This window comes from Leucobacter chinensis, from assembly GCF_019049105.1.
GTDB classification, from domain to species: Bacteria; Actinomycetota; Actinomycetes; order Actinomycetales; family Microbacteriaceae; genus Leucobacter_A; species Leucobacter_A chinensis.
The window spans coordinates 93948-115050 of sequence record NZ_JAHQZR010000008.1 but is presented as its reverse complement, the minus strand read 5'-3'; the positions used below and the strand labels follow the sequence as shown (position 1 = coordinate 115050).

Genomic DNA, 21103 nt, shown 5'->3' with positions numbered 1-21103 from the left:
TGCGATGATACGAAGCCAGGTGGTCGAACAACGGGTTTATCAACAGCTCTCGCCACTTCTGCAGCACTCAGTCGACTGTGAACGGAGAACCCTGGCCCCGGGAGCAGCCGCTCGATAGTCTGGTCGCATGAGCACCGCAGCACACCTCGACGTCATACCTCGTGGCACTGTTTTCACGCCGGAGAGCATCACTCACTATGCACATGCGCAGGAGCACAGTCTCGAACAGGCCATCAACGAAGCCGATGTGCTCGTCACGACGCCCCACTCTGGTGCAGCTATTCCCGAAGAAGTTGCTGAGTTCCTCTCGCCTTCACTCACCCGCCGCCTGCAGTACGACTACAGCGATGTTGCCACGGCGGCAATCGTGCGACGCTGGGCCGAGATCGACCCGCGCATCGTTGCGGTGATTAATCCTCACCCGAGGCTGATCCGCGACCCGAACCGGGCAAAGCCCGCCGACGTGAGAGCCGATCTCACCGAGGCGATTCGACGCGTGCGCGAGGCCGGGCCTTGGCAGCGCGTCGATCTCACCGGAGTTGACGCTGTGCGACCAGTGACCTTCTCGTTCTTTCCCATTCTTGCGATTCCCGACTCTGAAGCTGGGATGAAGCGTCTTGTCGACACGTTTGCTGAAACCGCTGAGCAGGGGCTCGGGGTGTACGAAAACACCCGCGACGAGCTCACGAAGCGCTTTACCGAGAAGGGGCTTCAGCGCGGCGGCCACTTCACAAGGCTTTCGTTTCACGACACGATGAACACCACGACGACGAGAGACGGGGCTGTGAACGTCGAACGGGAGCCGCAGGACCGGTTGCCCGATGTCGTCGCCCTGTCAAACCGTGGCGATCACCGCGGCGAGCAACGCCCGGGCGCTGAGCCGCCAACCATGCAGCCGGCCGCCCTTCGTGCCCTTGCCAAGGCACACCGCAGCGGTTTCGAGGTGACGCACGACGACGCTGTTCAGCTCAATCAGCCATACCTCGGAAGCCAAGAGATTCTCGCGGCCGGCAGCAAGTTTGAATCGTTGCGTGACGAGGCTGCGGCTGCGAACCTCACCCTTGCGGCCGTTCAAGCCGAGTTTCTGCGCGAGTTTCTGCTCGGTGCTCGCGCGACCATCGAGCTCCACGAGCCCGGAACCGAGTGGATCGAAGAGAACGACCGGCACATTGATACGATCGCTCACGCTTGCAAACGGTCGTGGGATACCTTTCGGGCTGCGAACGGCTAGCCCCACACCATTCCAAAGAGCGCTCCGGCGGCGATCGTTGTCACCGCGAGAATGATACTGGGCAAGAAGAACGAGTGGTCGACGAGCTTCGTACCAAGCTTTGTCGAACCCGAGTGGTCGAAGTTCGCCGCGGCAATTTGCGAGCCGTTCGTGGGCAACAGATAAATGCCGGCAAAAGCCCCCGCCCACATTCCGGTCAACAGGCCGAGTGGAATACCCGCTGCGAGGCCGATCGGAACGATTGTTCGCGTTGCCGTCGACTGGCTGGTCGTGAGCACGCAAACGAGGAAAACACCGAGCGCAAAGATCCACGGAGCGGCGGTAACGAGCCCACCGACCCCTCCCGCGATCGCCTCCGAGTGAGCCCCCAGAAAAGTATCGGTGAGCCAAGCAAGCCCAAAGAGAGCGATGGCCGAAACCATGCCTGCCTTGAACACCGACATCGTTGGAATCTCGGAGACCTTAGGCCGGCAGATAACAAGAATCAACGTACCGACCACAAACATCACGATCTCGATAACCGGAGTCATCGCGATGGGCCCACCGTCGGCGTCGAGTGGGCGCAGCCCTTTGAACAGGCCAAAACACACGATCGCGGCAACACCGAGCAAGAAGATGATGGCGGCGTTGCGGCCTTCCTTCGTCACGGTGACCTCTGCTTGAACTGCGGCTGCGTTAGCCGAGGGGGCAGCGATTTCGCCCGAGGCGATGCGGGCCTGAATCTCAGGGTCATCGGCGATCTCTTTGCCGAGTTTGTTGACGACGATGCTCGAGAGCACGATGCCGACGATTGCGGCGGGAATCGTGACCTTCAGAATATCGACGAGTTCAAAGTTCCACGGGGCCGTATCGGTCAAGGTAACCATCGCGGCCATAGCAGCCGACACGGGGCTACAGGCGAGCGCAACGCCCGTTGCAACAACCGACAATGAGAGCGGTCTCGAGGGTCTCACCCCATTGCGATACGAAAGATCTTGAATGACTGGCAGAAGCGGGTAAAGAATGTTCGAGGTGCCTGCACCGACCGAGAAGAGAAACGAAACGAGTGGCGCCACGAGCGTGATCTGCTTCGGGTTTCGAGCAATGAGTTTTGCGGCAATCGAAACCATCCAGTCGATGCCTCCCGCCGACTGCATCATCGATGACGCCAGTACGACCGCGAGCACAATCAAGAGGGCGTCAACGGGCGGAGCACCCGGCACGAGCCGAAAGATGAACACCAGGATTGCGACGCCTGCGCCGCCCCAAAGACCGAGACCTACACCGCTCGATCTGGTACCCATCACGATGCACCCGAGCACGACCAGCAGTTGCGTTACGAAGAGCGCGACATCCACCTGACCCCACCTTCCCTCTGATCATCAGCGTACCCTCACGTGTCGCTTTGCGCACCCCTCATCTACACGACCGAGCTCTTACTTCCCACATCTCAGACGGTGGAAACGCAAAAGGCCGGGTCGAAAACCGACCCGGCCTTAATCGTTTGAAAATCGTTACTCAGTAACCTCAAACACAAACTCAACCTCAACGGGGGCGTCAAGCGGCAAGGCCGCAACACCAACGGCCGAGCGAACGTGAATGCCCGCGTCGCCGAATACCTGACCGAGGAATACCGATGCTCCGTTTGCAACCGCTGGCTGACCGGTAAATGAAGGATCTGACGCGACGAAAGCGGTCACCTTGACGACCTGCTTGATCTTGTCGAGTGAGCCGAGTACGCCGCGAGCAGCGGCGAGGCCGTTCAGAGCGCACACGCGAGCGAGCTCAGCGGCTTCTTCTGGGGTAACGCCCGCGCCGACCTTGCCGGCGTAAGGCAGTGCGCCCTCAACGAGAGGCAGCTGGCCGCTCGTGTACACAAAGTTCCCGTTTCGCTGAGCCGCGGCGTAGGCCGCGACAGGTGCCGCCACCTCAGGGACCGTGAAACCGAGTTCTTCGATGCGCTGTTCAATTACTGACATTAGTGTGCCTTCCTTTTAAGATATGCAACGTTACCGCCCGCTGGGCCCTCAATAATCTGCACCAATTCCCATCCCTGGGCGCCCCAGTTGTTAAGAATCTGTGCTTCAGAATGAAGCATCAGGGGAGTAACAAAATACTCCCACGTCACGTGAGTTTCTGATGGCTCTGCGGTCATCGAGATCCCCTCATTTCTTGGGTTACATGGATATTGAAGCCGGTTTACAGGAACCTCAATTATTCTAGATTCTATGTCTGAAACCCCTGAGTCGTCTTCACGTGTGAGAAAACACACGCCGACTGCCATCAAACAGCGTAACCCGATGACCGCTCTCGGGGGTCTCATCGGCGCACTCGCCATGAGCGTTATCGCTGGCGTACTCATCGCCGTTGCAGTAACCCCCGCTGTCGCTCTTGCAGGAACTGCAGCAGGCGCAGCCGTTGATCTTTTCGAAGAGCTTCCCAGCCACATCGACCCGGGCCAACAAGCCCAGCCCTCGACGCTGTACGCGAAAAAAGGTGGCGAACGGGTTGCTATTGCCAGCTTCTACGTGCAAAACCGCATCGAGAAGAAGTGGGAAGATGTCAGCCAGCACGTGAAAGACGCTGCTGTCGCCGTTGAAGACCCCGGGTTCTACAGCCACGGTGGTGTGAACGTCATCTCTGCGGCCCGTGCTGCGCTGCAGAACGCCGTCGCCGGTGATGGACCGGGCGCCTCAACAATCACGATGCAGTACGTACGAAACGTCCTCATCATGGAAGCCGCGGCAATTCCTGACGAGGACGAAAGCGAAGCGGCTTTCGAAGAGGCAAACGCACGCACCACTGAGCGTAAACTCAAGGAAATGCGTCTGGCGATCAGCATTGAGAAGAAGTTCACGAAAGATGAAATTCTTCTCGGCTACCTGAACATCGCGCTGTTCGGCGGCCAGGTATACGGCATCGAATCGGCAGCAAACTACTTCTTCAATAAGTCGGCCAAAGAGGTTACCCTGCCTGAGGCAGCAAGCCTTATCGCCATTGTCAACGCACCCAACGCTTACCGCATTGATCGCGAAGAGAATCTGAAAGCCAATAAAGAGCGCCGCGACTACATCCTCAAGCGCATGCTCGTGCATAAGAAGATCACCGAGGCACAGTTCGAAGAGGCAGTAGAGACCCCGGTCGAGCCAAACATCACGCCACGCGCTTCAGGTTGCTCGGCGGCCACTCAGTATGGCGTTGGTCATTTCTGCAACTACGTCAAACTCTCAATCGAGAACGACCCAAGCTTCGGTAACGACAGCACCGAACGGTACTTCAACCTCGCTCGCGGTGGCTACGAAATCGACACCACGCTCGACCTTGATCTCCAAGAGGCCGCGAACAATGCGTTTATTGAGAATATTCCTCCCCAATACCCCGGTTTCGACGGTGGTGGCGCGGCAGTAACAACCGAGACATCGACCGGGCGCATCCTGCAGATGACCCAGAACCGGGCCTTCAGTGAAGACCCAGATGCCCTTGCAGAAAACCCGGGTCTCACCCCGCTGAACTACAACACCGATTATGAATACGGCGGGTCGAGAGGCTTTCAGATCGGTTCGACCATTAAGCCCATTAACCTGGCTAACTGGCTCAAACAAGGACACTCTCTGAAAGAAACCGTGCGTGGCGACCCATACACGGTTCAAGAGAGCAGCATCAAGATGAAGTGCGCGCCGGGTGGCGTGTACGGCTACAGCACCTTCCCCGTCAACAACCACAACGGTTTCCGCTACGGCAACCGAAGTGTTCTTTACGCTACTGCTTACTCGATTAACTCCGCCTTCATTAACATGACGCAGAAGACCGACCTATGCGACATCGTCGACCTTGCTGAGTCAATGGGCATCAAGCGTGCTTCAGACCAGCAAGACGCCCTGCTGCCGAACTACGGTACCCGTGAGCTCTCACGAATTCCTTCGTTCACATACGCGGGTACCGATGAGATCGCGCCCCTCACTATGTCGACGGCGTACGCGGGCTTCGCCGCTAAAGGCGTTGTGTGCTCGCCCACCGCTATCGACCGCATCACCGATCGTGACGGTAAAGAAGTTCCGTTCACCAAGAACGAATGCAATCAGGCTCTCGACCCCGATGTCGCTGCAGGCGTAGCCTACGCCCTCGAGTACACCGTCACCAATGGTATTGCCGGTCACGCCCGGTCTTCGACAGGGGTGCCCCACTTCGCAAAGACAGGTACCACGAACAACTACTGGGACCACTGGACTGTCGGCGGCTCAACCAAGATTTCAACCGCGATCTGGACGGGTAACGTCGTTGGCAAGGTTGATACCGAAACGAGTGGCCTACCATATGACGGCGACCGGGTATTCGGCATCATTCTCAACGCCGGTGACGCCCTGTACGGTGGCGACCCCTTCGATAAGCCGAACCCCAACGCGCTGACCGTCAAAATGAAGAACGTTCCGAACACCGCCGGAAAGACCGTTGAAGAGGCCACTCAGATGCTTGAGACACTTGGTTTCTCAGTCACTCAGGGCGGCGAGCGTGATTCAAGTGTGACCGCAGGCCTCGTCGCAGAGAGTGATCCAGCTGGCGGCGGTCAAGCTCCCGAGGGCTCGACCATCACGCTCTATACGAGCAATGGCCAGATGTCGAAGGTACCCGACGGCATCGTTGGACAAACCGCGAAGGAAGCCGAAGCAACGCTTCGTTCAGCAGGCTTCAGCTCGGTTTCAACGACGTGTGGTTCAGGCGACAAGAAAAAGGACAATAGCGTCGTAGAATCGGTCAACCCCGCAAGCGGTGCCGATGCAAAGAACGACAGTAACATCACGCTCTCGCTCACGTGCGAGAAGTCAGACGACGAAGACGACTAGGCCCACGCCTGTGCCCCGTCGCTCTTCTCCAGCCCGCACCGCTGCGCTCACCCTGGCTCTAGCCGGGGGAAGCGCAGCGGTCTGGGCCACGTGTATTGAACGTCACTGGTACGCACTTCGCACCGAGACGCTGCCCATGCTTGGCAAGGGAGCGAAACCGATTCGCGTTTTGCACCTTTCTGACCTGCACCTCGCCCCATGGCAACACAAACGTATGGAATGGGTCCGAGCACTCTCAGGCGAGCAACCAGACCTTATTGTGCTCACGGGCGACCTCATGGGACACAAAGACGCACTCGGGCCTCTCAGGTATGCTCTCGAGCCGTTCAAGGGCGTTCCCGGTGTTTTCGTGCATGGCTCAAATGATTACTACGGACCGATTCTGAAGAATCCCCTGCGCTACCTCAAAGAGCCAAGTCGGCTCGGCACCCGTGTGCCCGACCTTGATAATGAGGCGCTCACCTCAATGCTCCGAGATGATTTCGGCTGGCTCGATCTCAATAATCGCGCGGGAGACCTGCTTGTGGGCGACTCGCGACTCAGGTTTTTCGGGCTCGGCGATCCGCACATCTCACTCGACGACCACGAGCTGATGCGAGACGCACTCGGTGAGCTCGACGAAGAGCACACAGATCATGAAGCGACCCGCATTGGCGTGGTTCATGCGCCCTACACCGATGCGCTCGATGGACTTCTCGCGATGGGTGCGAGCATGCTGTTTGCCGGCCACACGCACGGCGGTCAGGTTCGGGTGCCAGGAGTTGGAGCGCTCACCTCAAACTGCGACCTCTCCCCCAGCAAAGCTCGGGGGCTCAGCGTCTGGTTCTCGGAAGAGAACGCCGCGTTCTTGCATGTCAGTGCTGGCCTCGGGCACTCGATCTACGCGCCGGTTCGCTTTGCGTGCCGGCCCGAGGCCACACTCGTTACAATGACTGGGCGATAAGCTCGGCGATCTGAACAGTGTTCAGGGCCGCGCCTTTGCGCAAGTTATCGTTTGAGATGAAGAGCTGCAGTCCACGTCCCTTGGGCGCAGACTGATCCTGGCGAATACGGCCAACGAGGCTCGGGTCTTTGCCCGCGGCATCAAGCGGCGTAGGAATCTCTTCAAGGGCAACGCCGGGCGCTTTCGAGAGCACCTCAGTTGCCTGCTCTGGTGTGATTTCACGAGAGAACTCAGCGTGGATCGAAAGCGAGTGCCCGGTAAAGACGGGCACTCGAACGCACGTGCCCGCGACCAAGAGATCGGGGAGTTCGAGAATCTTGCGGCTCTCGTTGCGCAGCTTCTTCTCTTCGTCGGTCTCGCCCTCGCCGTCGTCGACGATTGCACCGGCGAGTGGCAGCACGTTGAACGCGATGGTCTTCGCGTAGACCTGGGGTTCTGGGAATGAGACGGCCCCGCCATCAGTGACGAGCCCCTGGACCGCACCGCTTTCGACCGCGGCGGCGGCCTGGGTCGCGAGTTCGGTGGCGCCAGCAAGCCCCGAGCCCGAGACCGCCTGGAACGTGGTGACGACGAGCCTCTCAAGGCCTGCTGCCGCATCGAGCGCCTTCATGACGGGCATCGCTGCCATCGTGGTGCAGTTCGGGTTCGCGATGATGCCCTTCTTCGCCTGTTGAATGGCGTGAGGGTTCACCTCACTCACGACGAGGGGAACCTCGGGGTCGAGGCGCCACGCGCTCGAGTTGTCGACGACTATGGCGCCCGCCTCGGCGAAACGCTCTGCGTAGGTCCTAGACGCTGCGCCACCGGCAGAGAAGAGTGCGATATCGAGCCCTGTCGGGTCGGCGGTTTCTACGTCTTCGACGGTGATGTTCTGGCCGCGAAACTCAATCACGCTTCCCGCTGAGCGGGCCGATGAGAAGAGCCTCAGTTGCTCAATGGGAAAATCACGCTGCTCAAGAAGGGCAAGCATAACGCCACCGACCTGGCCGGTGGCTCCGACGATGCCAAGATGTACTGCACTCATGGAATTCCTTCTTTCGCTCTACCGGCCGGTGCCGGCGTAAACGGTTGCGTCGTGGTCTGCGTCGAGGCCAAAGGCGGTGTGAAGCACACGCACGGCGTCGTCGAGAAGATCGGCACGCGTCACCACTGAGATGCGGATCTCTGAAGTCGAGATCATCTCGATGTTGATGCCCGCATCATAAAGGGCCCGAAACAGCTGAGCCGATACGCCAGCGCTCGTACGCATGCCGGCACCAACAACAGCGATCTTGGCGATCTGATCGTCGTAGTTGACGGTCTCATAGCCAACCTCAGCCTGATTCTTGTTAAGTACGTCGATGACTTTGCGTCCGTCGGCAACGGGAATCGTAAACGAGATATCGGTACGGTTCGTGTCGGCTGGAGAAACGTTCTGCACGATCATGTCAATGTTGGCGTTGGTGCCGGCAACAATCTCAAAAATCTGTGCGGCTTTACCCGGCACGTCGGGCACGCCACCGACGGTCACCTTTGCCTCGTTGAGTTCGGCTGCGATACCGGTGATGATCGGGTCTTCCACTGTTTCTCCCTTCGGGTGACCCTTCTCAGGGTTGTACACGATTGTGCCGACGTCTGACGTAAATGATGAGCGAACATGGAGTTCGACGCCGTGGCGCCGAGCATATTCAACGGCACGAATGTGCAAAATCTTTGAGCCTGACGCCGCGAGTTCGAGCATCTCTTCGCTCGTGATGTAGTCAATTTTTTTGGCTTTGTGCACCATACGCGGGTCGGTCGTGAAAATACCATCGACGTCTGAGTAGATCTCGCACTGGTCAGCATCAAGCGCTGCGGCGAGCGCAACAGCGGTCGTATCTGAGCCTCCCCTGCCGAGCGTCGTGATATCTCGTGAATCTCGGCTAAAGCCTTGGAACCCTGCGACGATAGCAACCGCACCCTTGTCGAGTGCTTCACGCACGCGTCCTGGCGTCACGTCAACGATCTTTGCAGCACCGTGCTCGGCCGTTGTGATCATTCCAGCCTGGCTGCCGGTGAAAGAGTAGGCGTCAACCCCCATACCCTTAATCGTCATCGCGAGGAGAGCCATCGAGATGCGTTCACCTGCCGTGAGCAGCATGTCGAGTTCTCGGGGGGCAGGAACTGGCGTGCAGTCGCCTGCGAGATCGAGCAGTTCGTCGGTTGTGTCACCCATAGCGCTCACAACGACGACGACATCGTTGCCACTGCGTCTGGTGTCGACAATGCGTTTTGCGACACGCTTGATACTCTCGGCATCTGCTACAGATGAGCCACCAAATTTTTGCACGATGAGTGCCACGTTTTGACCTCCGGGGTGTGGCTCCGACAATGAACCAAGCTTTATTCTATCGCGAACAGCAAAGCCACGAGGTATGTCTCTTGCTGTGTGACCCCTCGCACGTGAAGTTCACGGCATGTTTCTGAACCCTAGGGGTTCATAATGTGGCGGCCCTCGAGTGCTCTGCCGAGGGTGATCTCGTCGGCGAATTCAAGGTCCCCTCCAACAGGAAGGCCTGACGCCAGACGTGAAACTGGAATCTCGAGCGTCGAGAGCATGCGGGAGAGGTAGGCAGCGGTTGCCTCGCCTTCCAGGTTCGGGTCGGTCGCGATGATGACCTCTTGCACCTCGGTTGAGCCGAGCCTGCGCATGAGAGAGGTGATGTTGAGGTCGTCGGGGCCAACGCCATCGATCGGGCTAATCGCGCCCCCCAGCACGTGGTAAAGGCCACGAAACTGGCGGGTTCGTTCGATCGCGATGACGTCTTTGGGCTCTTCGACGACACAGATGATCGTCTGATCGCGTCGCGCGTCACGGCAGATCGCGCACTGCTCTTCTTCGGTAATGTTTCCGCATATTTCGCAGAACCGCACCTTGTCACGGACCTCGACGAGCAGCTCAGAGAGTCGGGACACGTCAAAGTTCTGCGTTTGAAGAATGTGAAACGTGATGCGTTGGGCCGACTTCGGGCCAATGCCCGGCAGTCTGCCGAACTCATCGATAAGTTCTTGCACGATACCGTCGTACATGATGACCTCCTGGCCGTTCGTTCAAGTGGTGCCGATGGGCCGGTTTATAGGAGCTCTTCTCCGACGAATTTCGCGCCGAGCACCTCTCGCACGACCGATTCACCATACCTGGTAAACGCGGGAGCATTACGGTTCGCGGCCGGCGCCGCTGCCTCGGGCTTTTCTCCTGGTGCCGGTGCCGCAGAAGCGCTCGGCGAAGCTGAAGCGTCTGGAGCCGCTGGAGCTGCCTGCTGCGCCTCGGGTTGTGGCTGTGGCCGAGCAGGTGGCTGCTGGTCGCTTAGGTCAACGCTTGCCCCTGCCCCGGGACCTGGATCTTCATATGGAGGCTCATCGAGCGGAGGGGCCTCGTACGGTGGCTCATCGTACGGCGTTTCGTCGTACGGGGGCTCGTCACGCGGGGGCTCAACGCGCGAAGCCCCGCCTGCTACGGGTTCACTGTTTGTCGACTCGTGATGTGACGCCGAGGCTTGGGGCGCTTCGACTTGGGGTTCTTTGGCTTGCTGAGCGACGGCTTCGGGGGCTTCCCTTTCAGGATTCACCGCCTGTGCTACCGAGGGCTGAGCCGGCTCCTGAGGAGTCACGGTTGCCACCGGTGCCGAGCCACCAAAGAGTTGCCTGCCCTCATTGATGCGGTCGTCGCCGACCCAGGGCTGATAGCCAATGGTCACGTCGAAGACCGTTTGAAAGTGCGTTCGAATAGGGCCAGCACACAGTCGCTTAAAAGCGTCGAGCTGTGCCGCGTCAGAGAAACCGAGGTGCAGTGTCGTGTGATCAATGCCGAGCACCGCGGCCTTGCTAGCCGCGTTGGCGGCAGTCTCGTTCTGCTCGGCGAGAGCAGCGAGCGTCGCTGGCCATTCTTCGTGAGCAGTTGCAGAATTCAGCTGCTTCGGCTGAGATGCCGCAGCGGCTGATGGGCTGCCCGCATCGCCCGGAAGGCTAGCGGGCACGGGAGCTCGCTCGGGCTCGGGCCGCGACTCGGGGGCTGGTGCAGCTGAGGGCCCGGGAGTGGGCACTGCTGGAGCTCCTCCGGCGAGAAAAGCTCTTGCGTTGCGAATCGCATCGGCGGGAGAAAGCGTCGCTGCCGGTGACTGACTAACCGATGGCTGGGCGGCACCTGACGGCTGTGACCCCGAGGCAGCGGGAGGCTGAGGCGCCTGTTCAACGGTCTGCTGCTCTGACGCTGATGCCTGAGCTTGTGGTTCAGACACCTGCTGTTCAGCCTGCGGTCGCTGAGCCGCTGGCTCTTGCACCACTTCGGGTTCGACCGGCCGAGGCGCGGGAGCGGGAGCTGCGGGGCTCTGCCGTTGCACCGGTGCTTGCTGACGCAGCTGAGCAGCCGGAGCCGGAGTATGAGCACTCGCAGATGCAGCGGGAACCTCAGGGGCTGTCGCGACCGTCACAAAGATGCGGGCCATCATGAGTTCGAGGTGCATGCGTGGAGCGGTGGCACCCGTCATATTGTCGAGCGCCTCACTCACAACGTCAGCGACCCTTGAAATGGCACCGCGACCGAAGCTGCTGGCCTGCTCAACCATGCGCTGCAGCTGCTCGTCAGCGACGCCCCTCAACACCGCCGCTGCACCGTCAATGTCGGTCACCTGCACGATGATGAGGTCACGCAGTCGCTCAAGGAGATCTTCGACAAATCGGCGGGGGTCTTGCCCGGTCTGCACGACTCGGTCGACCGAGCGAATACCAGCTGCCGCATCGGCGGCGCCGATCGCGGTCACCACCTCGTCGAGGAGGTCATCGGGGGTGTACCCAAGCAAGCCGACCGCGCGGTCGTAGTCAACGTGGTTGCCCTCTGAACCCGCGATAAGCTGGTCGAGAATCGAGAGCGTATCGCGAGCTGATCCGCCACCGGCGCGAATGACGAGTGGCAGCACACCCTCGTCGACAGTAATGCCCTCCTCGGCGCAGAGACGCTGCACATATTCAAGAAGCGCAACAGGAGCGATGAGCCGGAACGGGTAATGATGGGTGCGCGAGCGAATCGTCCCGATAACTTTCTCGGGCTCGGTCGTCGCGAAGACAAACTTCACGTGCTCAGGTGGTTCTTCAACGATTTTCAGGAGCGCATTAAAACCCTCCTTGGTCACCATGTGGGCCTCGTCGATGATGAAAACTTTGTAACGGTCACGCACGGGGGCAAACACGGCTCGCTCTCGTAGATCACGCGCATCGTCAACGCCACCGTGGCTTGCAGCGTCGATCTCAATCACGTCGAGCGAACCGCCGCCGTCTCGGCTGAGCTCGACACAGCTCGGGCACACACCACACGGAGTATCGGTAGGCCCCTCAGCACAGTTCAGGCATCGGGCGAGCACGCGTGCAGAAGTCGTCTTACCGCAACCGCGTGGACCGCTAAAAAGATAGGCATGACCAACCTTGCCACCCCTCAGGGCGGTCATGAGGGGTTCGGTCACCTGAGACTGGCCGATCATCTCGGCAAAGGTTTCAGGTCGGTAACGTCTATACAGTGCTGTGGCCACGAACCCTATGGTACCGGCAGCCTCTGACACTCGCTGAAGTTGTTCGGCTCTCGCCCACGAAACGGTGCGGCTCCCCGGTTCACCACATCATCGTGTCGCGCTCAATACGATACGCCTCGATACCCTCAGCCTGTTCCAACGCCTCAGCGCAGGCAAACGAACAGGCCACGAGTGTCGAATCAAAGTCGATTTCACTCACCAAGAACCACGCCCGGTCTGTGGGCCAGAGCAGGTTCGGTGTTTGTGGCGAGGCATCGAAAAACCGGTGATCAACCCAGGGCGCACGCTCCTGCCACGAGGCGTCACCAAAGTCGCGAGTTGCGGCTTCGAAGCAGATGTAGTCGCGCCCCGGCAGGCGTAGCCTCGGCCCGCGCGCGATCTCCTCACCGAGCAACCCGTAATCATCGCTCTCGGGCGCCATGAGCGCTTCATAAGCGGCGTTGCTGAGCAGCGCAAACGCCGCTTCGTCTACCTCTTCAACGGCTTCGCCGGGTTCTTGGTATGCGACGAGCATCTCGGCCGATCCGCCGCTGACGAGACCGCCGTACCCCTCCCACACTGCAGCGATGCCAGCTTCGGGGGTCGCCGTAAAACGGGCGAGCACCTGCATCACCGAGCGAAAAAGAGGCTCGTCGAGTGACCCTATGCTCGGTTCACCGTAAGTCGGGTCGGCACTCTCCATGTCTCGCTCGACGACACCGCTCTCGTGAAGCAGCCGGGATGACTGTGTATCTGGCCGCATTGCGAGCCCGAAAGCTTGGGCGAAACTCGCCCATGAAACGCTTTCCTGTGCTGCGTTCTCGGTGGCGTATCGGGTGAAAGGGTGCATGATGCGCACGAGCGCCGCGTATCCCTCGGGCACCGTGCTTTCGAGCCCAGGAAAGCGCTCGTCAACGGCTTGTTCGAGCCATCGAGTATCTGTGAGATCTGCGAGCCACTCCAGGCGATCGGGCGGGTTCTGAGACCGTGTCATGGGCTCACATTACCCCGGTGAGCATGAGGCCACCAGCGCCACACACAGAAAAGACCCCTCACGCACCCACCAGAGCCCGGGTACCCTTGCTGCATTTCTGCCCTGGGGGAGTTAACCGAGGTAGTGCCACGTGAGGGGCATGATCTAGTCTAACTGATCTTTTTCTTCTTCGTGACCACCCGCAAACTGCGACTGGTAGAGCGTGTGGTATTCGCCACCCTTTGCAAGCAGCGACTCGTGGGTACCCTGCTCGACAATCTCGCCGTTTTTCATCATGAGAATGAGGTCAGCATCACGAATCGTCGACAGGCGGTGCGCAATCACAAACGAGGTGCGATCGGCGCGAAGTGCCTGCATCGCCTGCTGCACGAGCATCTCGGTTCGGGTATCGACTGACGACGTCGCCTCATCGAGAATGAGCAGTGATGGCTGAGCAATAAACGCGCGTGCAATCGTCAAGAGCTGCCGCTCGCCCGCCGAGAGCGACGAAGCGTTCTCGGAAAGCAGCGTGTCGTATCCCTCGGGAAGCTGGCGGACGAATCGATCAACCATCGTGGCCTGCGCAGCTTCAACGACTTCGTCATCGGTAGCATCAAGCCTGCCGTAGCGAATGTTCTCTCGAATCGTGCCATCGAAAAGCCAGGCATCCTGCAGCACCATGCCGACGTGGCTGCGCAGCTCTGCCCGTGAGACAGCGGTGATATCGACCCCGTCGATTGTGATGCGCCCGCCGTTGAGCTCGTAGAAACGCATCACCAGATTCACGAGCGTCGTTTTGCCCGCTCCCGTCGGCCCAACAATCGCGACCGTTTGCCCTGGTGACACCGAGAGCGAGAGGTCTTCGATGAGCGGAACCTCTGGCTCATACCGAAACGAGACATTTTCGAACACGACATTGCCGTGGGCGCGGGCTGGCAGTTCTTCGGTCGCTGCGTCGTTCTCTTCTTCTTCGGCGTCAAGCAGTTCGAACGTTCGCTCTGCGGAGGCCACGCCAGACTGCATCATGTTGGCGATGCCTGCCATGCTGCTGACCGGCTGCTGGAACTCACGAGAGTACTGAATGAACGCGGTCACATCACCAAGCGTCATCTGGGCATTCGTGACGCGGATCGCCCCCACGACAGCAATCAGCACGTACACGAAGTAGTTCACGAACATCATCGCCGGCATCATGGCGCCAGAGATGAACTGTGCCTTATATGAAGCGTCGAAAACGCGCTCATTACGCTCGTTGAACTCTTCTGACATCTCGGTGTTGCGGTTGTAGATGCGAATGAGCTCGTGACCAGTGAACGATTCTTCGATGTGACCGTTCATGTCGCCCGTGTGCTTCCACTGCGCAACGAACAGCTTTTGCGCCCGCACGCCGAGCACCCCGGCGATGATGGCCGACAGCGGCAGCGAGATGAGAGTGATGAGTGCAAGCTGCCACGAGACAACAAACATCATGGCGGTGATACCGATGAGGAGCAACAGATTTTCAATGAGCTGCGAGAAGCCCTGTTGAAGCGCCTGCTGGATGTTGTCAACATCGTTCGTAACGCGAGACAGCACATCGCCACGCTGACGTGTGTCGAAGTACTTGAGTGGGAGCTTGTTGAGCTTGTTCTCAATGTCTTGGCGCAGCTTGTACACGACGCGCATAACGAGGCCGTTGAGCAGGTAGCCCTGCATCCACATCAGCATTGCCGCGCCGAGATACAGCGCAAGCACGACGAGAATCAGCTGGCCAAGCTTTGCGAAGTCCATGCCAGCCGAGCCCCGAAAGCCATCCCAGATAACGTCGATCGCGGCACCGAGCACCTTGGGCGCAATGACCGTGAAAATAACCGACCCGATCACGAGCAGAACGATCACACCGAGCCTGGCCTTTTCGGGCCAGAGCAGCGCCATCATGCGCTTTGCTGAGGGCCAAAAGTGTTTTGCTTTTTTCGTGGGGCCGCCAAACTCCATTACATCGCCGCTCGGTGAATAATCGTCAGGCAGCTCAATAACTTCTTCGGGTTGCGCCTTCGCTGACGCATCTTTCTTTCGCATCATGATTCAACCGCTTCCAGCTGTGACTGCACGATTTCTTGGTACACAGCGTTCGTTTTCAAGAGTTCGGTGTGGGTTCCCTGCCCCACAATTTCACCGTCTTCGAGCACGATGATTTTGTCGGCTTCGGTAATCGTCGAGACCCGTTGAGCCACGATAATCGTGGTTGCACCCTTCGTTGCTTCTGGCAGAGCTGCCCTCAGCCTGGCATCGGTCGCAACGTCGAGCGCTGAGAATGAGTCATCAAAGAGGTACACCGTTGGCTGCGCCACGAGAGTCCTCGCGATCGAGAGGCGCTGCCGCTGGCCACCCGAAACATTCGTGCCACCCTGCGAGATACTTTCGTCTAGGCCGTCGGTCATCTCCCTCACAAAATCGGCCGCCTGCGCAGTTTCGAGCGCCGCCCAGAGCTCTTCGTCGGTTGCTTCTGCTCTACCGAACCTGAGGTTCGAACCGACAGTACCGGCGAAGAGGTACGGTTTTTGCGGCACGAGCGAGAAGGTCTCGGCAAGCTGTGCTTGAGTGAGGGCCTCAACGGGCACCCCATCGACACGAATCGTTCCCTGACTCGCGTCAAAGAGACGCAGCATGAGGCCGAGCAGCGTTGTTTTACCCGAGCCGGTCGAGCCAATGATCGCGGTGGTCTGGCGAGCCTCGGCGACGAAGTTCGCCCGTTTAATAACGTCGAGTTCGGCACCCGGAAACCCAAACGAGACGTCGTCGAACTCAATACGGCCTTGAGCTGGTGTTGCAACGCTCGGGGTCGTTTCGAAGCTCTGCGACGATTCGGTTTGTAAAAGCTCGTCGATGCGCTCAGAACACACCACGGCACGCGGAATCATCATCACCATAAAGACGCCCATCATGACGGCGGTGAGAATCATGATGAGGTACTGCATGAAGGCGGTCAGTGAGCCAACCTCAATGAGGCCGTCATTGACTCTAAACGCACCGAACCACAGCACCGCACCGGTGGCAGCGTGCAGCACGATCGTGATGACGGGAAACATGAGCACAAAGATGTTGCCAACCCGAACCGAAACCTGGGTGATGTCGGCGTTGGCCTTGCGATACCGCTCTGTTTCAAAGGGCTCTCGCACGAAAGCGCGCACGACACGGATCCCCATGATCTGCTCTCTGAGCACACCGTTGATGCGGTCAATCTTGTCTTGCATCGTACGAAACAGTGGCACGAGAAAAGAGACGAGCACGCTCACAATGGCCGCGAGGGCAATAACCGCGAGCCAGACGAGCCACGACAACCCGGCATCTTCTTGCAGCGCCATAATGACACCGCCAACCGCCATGATCGGGGCTGAAACCATAAAGTTCAAGGTCATGAGCGCGAGCATTTGCACCTGCTGCACATCATTGGTGCCCCTCGTGATGAGGGTGCCTGCACCAAAACTCGTCGCTTCGAGCGTTGAGAGATCAGTGACCTTACGGAACACGTCGCGGCGCAGGTCACGCCCAATGGCCATAGCGGTACGAGCACCAAAGTAGACGGCCGAGACCGCTGCTGCGACTTGCAACAGCGAACCGAGCAGCATGATGCCACCTGTGCTCCAGATAAAGCCGGTGTCGCCGACGGCAATGCCCTCATCAATAATGCGGGCATTGAGGTTCGGCAGCCACAGCGCGGCCAGTACTGACACGAGCTGAAGAACCACCGAAGCAAGAATAAATTTCCAATAGGGTTTGGCGTAGCGCAAAAGGATGGTCAGAAGAGCCAAAGGAATCCTTTGTATTAGCGGGTGAACAAAAGCAGAGTAACCAGAAAAACCTCAGTGTACGATCATCTCAAATTTCCTGATGACATACCACACTTTTCTGCTCTCAGCGCATCTTTTTCCGGGAACCCCTACCCCGACAGAACACTTTTCGACAAGCACTTCTAGCGGATCGAGGAGGTCGACGGGTAACGCTTAACCGTTCACACCCGTTCCTCGTGCCCCAAATCTAGACTGTCTTGTTGGTAACCACGTTTGGGTCTCTGCCACCCAACAAGCTGGATGCATGAACCCACCCTCACGCCCTGATCCATCACCCAGCCCAACCGTTGTTCGCTGCAACAGCCCAGCCGATTTTCTCGCTTCCCTCCCCGTCTTACTCGGCTATGTTCCTGAAAACAGCATCGTTCTCACACTATTTGAGGGTTCACAAGCCAAGAGTGCTGCTCGTTTCGATTTACCCCGAACCGATGTTCCTTTGGAATCCACGCAGCTTGATCGAGCCATGCTTGAGCTTCTTGAACAGCATACATGGGTCAGCGGTGCCGCTCTTGTCGTATATTGCTCCGATTCTTTCGCAAATCAACCGGGAGCGCCCCATGCGCTCCTCGCAATGTGGCTCGAAAGAGCGCTCGAAATGCACGGAACACCCGTGCGCGAGCTCGCCTGCATCGCAAGCGATGGCTGGGCCGTCTACCGTTCTCCAGCGGCAAACAATGGAGGCAGATCGCTCACTGAAATCGCACACTCAAGATTTGTGAGACGCAAGGGACTCAAGGGAGTTCCCGCCCCAGAACGGCTCAGGGAACTCGGCAGCCTACCTCGTCCGCAGCAGAAGCTTGCATCAGCCCTGAAGCAGGCATTGGGCCGGCACCAGGAAATGACACCAAGCACTCTTACGGTCGCGCACACGCAGGCAATGCTGCAACATTGCCACGATGCACTCTCAGCAGGCCTTAGCCCAGGCACCGCACAAGAAACGGCCTCATTTGTTCACGCATGCGCCGAACTCGAAACGTGGCTCACACCCGTTCTCCTCATTGCTGCAGGCGGTGTGGGTGAGTCGTTCACCGTCGACGATACTCTCGCACAAACCTTCCTTGAATTCATTCACAATGATGCGAAAACAACACGCCCAATGGTCACGAAACGCCTGAAACTCTTTTCGAGCGAACGACTCGAGCCGTCCCAGCTTCGCGCGACAGTACATACACTCACCGTGGTGGCAGCCCACACCCCTGATGCACTGCGCCCAGGAGTGCTCGCCCTAGCTGCCTGGGCCTGGTGGATGGGTGGCATGACAACCCCAGCAGTCACACTATTGCGCGAAGCTGCTGCGATCGACGCCAACCACGCGTCAGTCATCATTGTTCGAGAGCTGTGCGAATCTGGTCCTCCACTCTGGGCGTTTACTGACGAAACACGCTAAGCGACAAATGTACAAACAGGTTCCATTCATGAACTGCCGGAATAATAAGGTGGGTGAACATTGACCCACGTTTTCTTCGCTCTCAGGGGCGGTTGCATGAAGCGATTCTCTCGCTCGCTGCCTCTCAGCGCCCAGACACCATCTCGGTTACCCAGCTCGCTCGCGTTGCCGGGGTGCACCGCTCTACCGTGTACGAGCATGCCGAGTCTCCCGAGCAGCTCCTTAGGCAAGCGGTCACCGCCGAGCTCTCGCGCCTCCATGGTGACACCGAAACGATTGGGCAAGAGCCCTTCTCGCAGCATGATGCAATTATTGAGCTTCTCGACTACTTCGAGACACGAGAAGAGCTGTACCGCAGAATGAATGACAGTTCAGGGGTTGTCGTAACCGAGGCACTGTCTTCACATCTCGCTTCGGTACTAGTGTCACTGTGCAACGCTCAGATCATCTCGCTACCGGTCAACATGACCGAACTCGACGACGAAACGTTCACCCAAATCACTATTCGCGCACTTACCGATGCGCTCGTCAGGGTATTCTCACAGTGGCTTGCACTTCCAGCGCCCCGTGACATTGACCTTGCTCTCCAACTCACCGATTACGTTCTTCCCGCTTGGTGGAACAACCCCGAAGAGCAAGCTAGCTGAACGTTAGACTCATTCTCCTCGAATCGTTGCGTCACGGCGATGCACCAACGCCCTCAAGACAACCGCGACGAGAAACCCGATTAAGCCCCCCAGCGAGTTCGCAAGCACGTCTTCGACCGTGGCGAATCGAGCAGGCAACAAGAAGTACTGGGCTGTCTCAATCGCAATCGATGTGAGCGGCAAAAGCACAATAGCGACCCATTGCCTACCGGCAGGAAGGGCAAGAGTCACGCAGAACCCGAGTGGCACGAACATCACCACGTTCATAGTCCACTCAAGTTCTGTATAGCCGAACCACCCCGGCACACCGAAACTGTGCATCATATCGATTAGCGCTGCAATGTTGCTTTTTAAACCATGGTCTATTGGTTTCGGAGTGAGTGTCACGAGCGCAACAGCAGCACCATACATCACAAGCCCAAGCACGGCTAGCGAGATTCTGACACGGCTTTTTCTTGCTTTTTCTGGCACAGAGTAAGTCTATAAGGCCGCCTCAAGAGAAGCTGAGCGGCCATTTTTGGCCAATACACAGTGCAGAGGAATGCGCGAGAGGGTAGTCTTTCGATATGGGCAAGAACGATCAAGGCACACTCGGCAAGTTCCTCTTCGGCACCGCGACAGCGGTCGGCGCTAGCGTCGGCGCTTTGGCTCTATACGCCAAAAAGAATAACTTCCAAAGCCCGGTGTTCCTTGCAAAATACCTGGCAACGCCAAACTCGCTCGTTGGCCCGCTCTTTGCCCTCAGAAGACTTCGTCGGGCAGACAATCCGACCGAGACCCCGAAAAACCTTACGCCGCTTGACCGAGTCGTTGAGTGGCGCGGGACACACCAGGGCCTCAACCAAGTACTTCGGGAAACCGAGACGAATACATTCATGGTCGCCAAAGACGGTGTCGTGGTTCACGAATGGTGCCGAGACGGCTACACGGTAGCAACCCCACAGTCATCATGGTCGGTAGCAAAATCAGTCGTGAGCCTCATTACTGGTCAGCTCATTGGAGAAAAAAAGCTCACAGAAGACACCCGTCTTGTAGAAGTCATGCCCGAATATCAAACGGGTGGCCCCTTCGATTCAATCACGGTGGGGCACCTTCTCGACATGCGCTCAGGCATCGACCTTCCCGAGGAATATGTTGAATGGAAAGCATACTCGGGAGTGGGCGGCATGATGACCACGACCGATGTTGCGAACTACCTCATGCGTTCACGCAGCACCTTCGCGGTGCCTGGAACAGTTAGCGACTACCGTTCAGTCGACACACAGTTCCTTTCAATGGTCGTTGCCCGAGTAGAAGGTGAGCCCCTCGCAGATATCGTGCGCCGACGGCTCTGGGATCCGCTTGGAATGCTCGATGACGCAACCTGGAGTCTCGACGGTGACGACGGCCTCGAAAAGGGCTTCATGGGACTCAACGCGTCAACCAGAGATTTTCTCAAAATCGGCCTCCTCGTTGCAAACAAGGGCAAAGTCGGGCGCAAACAGGTCGTGCCTAAGGCGTGGATCGAACGCATTACCACGCCGGCCGGTCTCATCGAGACCGAAAACCATACGTGGGGCTATGCAGCACAGTGGTGGCACCCCACCGGGCACGAAGAGCACGAAGACATGACCGCTATTGGTGTCTACGGTCAATACATCTATGTGAACCACAAGCACAATGTCGTCATCGCGAAAAATAGCGACCACGGCGCAGAACAAGACGAACAGGCGCTCATTGCTGTGTTCAGAGAAATAGCTGCAAGCCTGTAGCA

At 58.4% G+C, this 21103-nt stretch carries 17 protein-coding genes and 1 other RNA gene; 6 read left to right on the top strand and 12 right to left on the bottom strand.

The annotated features are described in order from the left end of the window. Window positions 1–127: 127 nt before the first annotated feature. Window positions 128–1231 carry an N-formylglutamate amidohydrolase gene (locus tag KTJ78_RS10090; protein ID WP_217135326.1) on the top strand — a complete coding sequence of 368 codons (1104 nt, stop codon included), beginning with the start codon at window positions 128–130 and terminating at the stop codon, window positions 1229–1231. On the opposite strand, the gene KTJ78_RS10085 is transcribed toward KTJ78_RS10090, so the two are convergent. The 3 genes from KTJ78_RS10085 to sp36 form a co-directional block, all read right to left on the bottom strand. Beyond that, complete coding sequence (locus tag KTJ78_RS10085) at window positions 1228–2568, bottom strand: anaerobic C4-dicarboxylate transporter (RefSeq protein ID WP_217135325.1); 1341 nt, start codon at window positions 2566–2568, stop codon at window positions 1228–1230. The two genes, KTJ78_RS10090 and KTJ78_RS10085, sit on opposite strands and share 4 nt — an antisense overlap. A gap of 156 nt (window positions 2569–2724) precedes the next feature. Beyond that, entirely contained in the window at window positions 2725–3189 is a 465-nt protein-coding gene (locus KTJ78_RS10080) for a RidA family protein (protein ID WP_217135324.1), read from the bottom strand. Then, on the bottom strand, window positions 3189–3365 hold the full coding sequence (sp36, locus tag KTJ78_RS10075) for a Sp36 family protein (RefSeq protein ID WP_217135346.1): 177 nt from the start codon (window positions 3363–3365) through the stop codon (window positions 3189–3191). The genes KTJ78_RS10080 and sp36 overlap by 1 nt, the downstream gene beginning before the upstream one ends. A gap of 145 nt (window positions 3366–3510) precedes the next feature. On the opposite strand from sp36, the gene KTJ78_RS10070 reads away from it, so the two are divergent. Both KTJ78_RS10070 and KTJ78_RS10065 read left to right on the top strand, forming a co-directional pair. Beyond that, a complete protein-coding gene (locus tag KTJ78_RS10070; protein ID WP_217135322.1) occupies window positions 3511–6051 on the top strand; it encodes a transglycosylase domain-containing protein in 2541 nt (846 codons plus the stop codon). Window positions 6052–6061: 10 nt separating this feature from the next. Further along, a complete protein-coding gene (locus tag KTJ78_RS10065) occupies window positions 6062–6994 on the top strand; it encodes a metallophosphoesterase (RefSeq protein WP_369808063.1) in 933 nt (310 codons plus the stop codon). Here the strand turns inward: KTJ78_RS10065 and KTJ78_RS10060 are convergent. The 8 genes from KTJ78_RS10060 to KTJ78_RS10025 form a co-directional block, all read right to left on the bottom strand. After that, window positions 6975–8018, bottom strand: coding sequence for an aspartate-semialdehyde dehydrogenase (locus KTJ78_RS10060; RefSeq protein ID WP_217135318.1), 1044 nt, complete (start codon window positions 8016–8018; stop codon window positions 6975–6977). The genes KTJ78_RS10065 and KTJ78_RS10060 overlap by 20 nt on opposite strands. 18 nt (window positions 8019–8036) lie before the next feature. Next, on the bottom strand, window positions 8037–9314 hold the full coding sequence (locus KTJ78_RS10055) for an aspartate kinase (RefSeq protein WP_217135344.1): 1278 nt from the start codon (window positions 9312–9314) through the stop codon (window positions 8037–8039). Window positions 9315–9442: 128 nt separating this feature from the next. Continuing rightward, window positions 9443–10042: a recombination mediator RecR gene (recR, locus tag KTJ78_RS10050; protein ID WP_217135311.1), complete on the bottom strand. Its 600-nt coding sequence runs from the start codon at window positions 10040–10042 to the stop codon at window positions 9443–9445. A 44-nt stretch (window positions 10043–10086) separates the two neighbouring features. Continuing rightward, the gene (locus tag KTJ78_RS10045; protein WP_217135306.1) at window positions 10087–12534 is read right to left on the bottom strand and encodes a DNA polymerase III subunit gamma and tau; all 2448 of its coding nucleotides are present in this window, start codon (window positions 12532–12534) and stop codon (window positions 10087–10089) included. Window positions 12535–12613: 79 nt separating this feature from the next. Then, a complete protein-coding gene (locus tag KTJ78_RS10040) occupies window positions 12614–13507 on the bottom strand; it encodes a hypothetical protein (protein ID WP_217135304.1) in 894 nt (297 codons plus the stop codon). A 46-nt stretch (window positions 13508–13553) separates the two neighbouring features. Continuing rightward, an RNA gene (ffs, locus tag KTJ78_RS10035) (signal recognition particle sRNA small type) lies at window positions 13554–13650 on the bottom strand. A gap of 1 nt (window position 13651) precedes the next feature. Next, window positions 13652–15544 carry an ABC transporter ATP-binding protein gene (locus KTJ78_RS10030; RefSeq protein WP_369808065.1) on the bottom strand — a complete coding sequence of 631 codons (1893 nt, stop codon included), beginning with the start codon at window positions 15542–15544 and terminating at the stop codon, window positions 13652–13654. Then, a complete protein-coding gene (locus KTJ78_RS10025; RefSeq protein WP_217135299.1) occupies window positions 15544–17277 on the bottom strand; it encodes an ABC transporter ATP-binding protein in 1734 nt (577 codons plus the stop codon). Before KTJ78_RS10025 ends, KTJ78_RS10030 begins: the two co-directional genes overlap by 1 nt. A 283-nt stretch (window positions 17278–17560) precedes the next feature. On the opposite strand from KTJ78_RS10025, the gene KTJ78_RS10020 reads away from it, so the two are divergent. Together KTJ78_RS10020 and KTJ78_RS10015 are read left to right on the top strand one after the other, a co-directional pair. Beyond that, window positions 17561–18703 carry a DUF4192 family protein gene (locus KTJ78_RS10020; RefSeq protein ID WP_217135298.1) on the top strand — a complete coding sequence of 381 codons (1143 nt, stop codon included), beginning with the start codon at window positions 17561–17563 and terminating at the stop codon, window positions 18701–18703. A gap of 53 nt (window positions 18704–18756) precedes the next feature. Beyond that, on the top strand, window positions 18757–19350 hold the full coding sequence (locus tag KTJ78_RS10015; RefSeq protein WP_217135296.1) for a TetR/AcrR family transcriptional regulator: 594 nt from the start codon (window positions 18757–18759) through the stop codon (window positions 19348–19350). A 9-nt stretch (window positions 19351–19359) separates the two neighbouring features. Here KTJ78_RS10015 and KTJ78_RS13980 read toward each other — a convergent pair whose 3' ends face one another. Continuing rightward, entirely contained in the window at window positions 19360–19821 is a 462-nt protein-coding gene (locus tag KTJ78_RS13980) for a VanZ family protein (protein WP_217135294.1), read from the bottom strand. 95 nt (window positions 19822–19916) lie between these two features. On the opposite strand from KTJ78_RS13980, the gene KTJ78_RS10005 reads away from it, so the two are divergent. Next, the gene (locus KTJ78_RS10005; RefSeq protein WP_217135292.1) at window positions 19917–21101 is read left to right on the top strand and encodes a serine hydrolase domain-containing protein; all 1185 of its coding nucleotides are present in this window, start codon (window positions 19917–19919) and stop codon (window positions 21099–21101) included. Window positions 21102–21103 lie beyond the last annotated feature (2 nt).